Below are 1912 nucleotides of genomic sequence, written 5' to 3' on the forward strand. Positions count from 1 at the left end.
CGCCTCGGGCGGCAGCAGAATCAGCTCGATCCCGCCGATGACGCCGGCCAGGCCGACGATGGCCGCCAGGGACCAACCGGCCAGGCCTATCGAGGTCCCGGGAGTCCCGAGTCGGGTCACCAGCCACAGGGAGGCCGCCGCCAGCGCCCCCGAATAGGCCGCCTTGGCCCAGAAGGCCGCGCTGCGCACGACATCGGCCAGGTCGGGCAGAACCCCCAGCATGACCACGACGCTGGTCAAGGCGACGGCGAGCGCACCGGCGACCATCCAGGGCGACAGGCGGGCGGGCCGGACCGGTTCGACACCGGCGGCGAGGGCTTCGATCAGATCATCAGTCTTCATGGCTGTTCACGCTGGCGGTCAGGGTCTTCATGCTGCGGTGAACACTCACCTTGGCGGCCCCCTCGGTAAATCCATTGCGCGCGGCGGCCTCGGCGACGCTGAAGCCGCCGATCCGCACGTCTTCCACCAGCCGGCGCTGGCGAGCGGGAAGAATGGACAACACTCGCGTCAGGTCGCGACGCACGACGCCGTCCTCGACCGTGTGCTCGGCCAGCAGGACGCTGGCGTCCTCGAGCGGCACGGTCCCGCGACGGCCCTGGCGGCGCAGGTGGTCGATCAGCTTGTATCGGGCGATCGCATACGCCCAGGCCGTGAACGGCTTGGTGCGGTCGAAGGTCGCCCGCTTGGCGTGAATGGCGATCAGACAGTCCTGCACGAGATCCTCCGCATCGGCTTCACAGCCGATGAGTCGACGCTTCAAAAAGGCGGTGATGGCTGGCCGGATGTCGGCCAACAGGGCGCGCCAGGCCCTGGCGTCGCCGTCCAGGCCCAACAACATCAGACGTTTGAGATGGGCTTCCCGGTCGACCACGCTGCCTCCCCATTCGTGCTGGATCCCGTCGAGGTTACAGAACCGCCGCGGCCAAGGCGTAGCGGATTTTTCAGGACGACGGGTAACCGCGTCCTCGCGATGGGCGAAACCTCTGCTGTCCGACCGGCATCCCCCGTCCGGTCCACCTCAGGAGCGAACCCCATGAACACCCCCACGAAGATCGCCCTCGGCGCCGGCGCCGTCCTTGCGCTCGGCGCGACGGCGGCCATGGCCGAGTCCCAGGCCCGGCCGGAGATGGAGAAATGCTATGGTGTCGCCAAGGCCGGCCAGAACGACTGCGCCGCCGGACCGGGCACCTCGTGCGCCGGCACTTCGACCCGGGACTACCAGGGCAATGCCTGGAAACTGGTGCCCAAGGGCACCTGCACGGCCATCCGCACCCCGGTGGGCAATGGCTCGCTGACCCCGATCTCCGGCCGCTGATCGTTGGTCTGTGCGCCGACCGCCGGAGTGAGTCTGAAGTCCCGGCACTATGCCGAGGCCGAGGCTTGTCCCGCGGCCGGCGCCCAGGCGGGCCTGTGGTTCGAGGTCCATCCCGAGAACTATATGGTCGATGGCGGACCCCGGCTGCACTGGCTGGAGCGGGTCCGGCGAGCGCGACCCCTCTCGCTGCACGGCGTCGGACTGTCGCTGGCGGGGGACGAGCGACCGGATCGGCGGCATCTGGCGCGGTTCCGCGCCCTGATCGACCGGTTCGAGCCCTTCGTCGTGTCTGAACACCTGGCCTGGTCACGGCGGGACGGCGTCTATCATCCGGATCTGCTGCCCATTCCGCGCAACCAGGACATGCTGGCGCTGGTCTGTGACAACATCGACGCGGCGCAGTCCGCCCTGGGGCGGCGCATCCTGATCGAGAATCCGACCGCCTATCTGTCCCTGACCGGCCATGACCAGGACGAGGTCGGGTTTCTGACGGCGGTGGCCAGACGCACCGGATGCGGCCTGTTGATCGACGTCAACAATGTCCATGTCAGCGCCTGCAATATGGGCTTTTCCGCCGAGGCCTGGATCGACGCG

The 1912-nt window shown here is 68.5% G+C and carries 4 protein-coding genes; 2 read left to right on the top strand and 2 right to left on the bottom strand.

What is annotated here, in order from left to right; genetic code table 11:
* Positions 1–342 (bottom strand): NrsF family protein (locus Q0588_RS04500; protein WP_298744138.1); only part of this gene is annotated, 342 nt, incomplete at its 3' end.
* Positions 332–874 (bottom strand): sigma-70 family RNA polymerase sigma factor, encoded by a 543-nt coding sequence (locus tag Q0588_RS04505; RefSeq protein ID WP_298744140.1) that lies wholly within the window; start codon positions 872–874, stop codon positions 332–334. The genes Q0588_RS04500 and Q0588_RS04505, both read right to left, overlap by 11 nt.
* A 162-nt stretch (positions 875–1036) precedes the next feature.
* On the opposite strand from Q0588_RS04505, the gene Q0588_RS04510 reads away from it, so the two are divergent.
* Positions 1037–1318: a DUF2282 domain-containing protein gene (locus Q0588_RS04510; protein ID WP_298744141.1), complete on the top strand. Its 282-nt coding sequence runs from the start codon at positions 1037–1039 to the stop codon at positions 1316–1318.
* Positions 1319–1321: 3 nt separating this feature from the next.
* The coding region (locus Q0588_RS04515) for a DUF692 domain-containing protein (RefSeq protein WP_298744142.1) at positions 1322–1912 on the top strand (591 nt) is incomplete at its 3' end.

It is taken from the genome of uncultured Brevundimonas sp. (assembly GCF_937870815.1).
Lineage (GTDB): Bacteria > Pseudomonadota > Alphaproteobacteria > Caulobacterales > Caulobacteraceae > Brevundimonas.

Coding starts and splice junctions, on each gene's coding strand:
- Q0588_RS04510 (WP_298744141.1), top strand. CDS start 1,037: ATGAACACCCCCACGAAGATCGCCCTCGGCGCCGGCGCCGTCCTTGCG.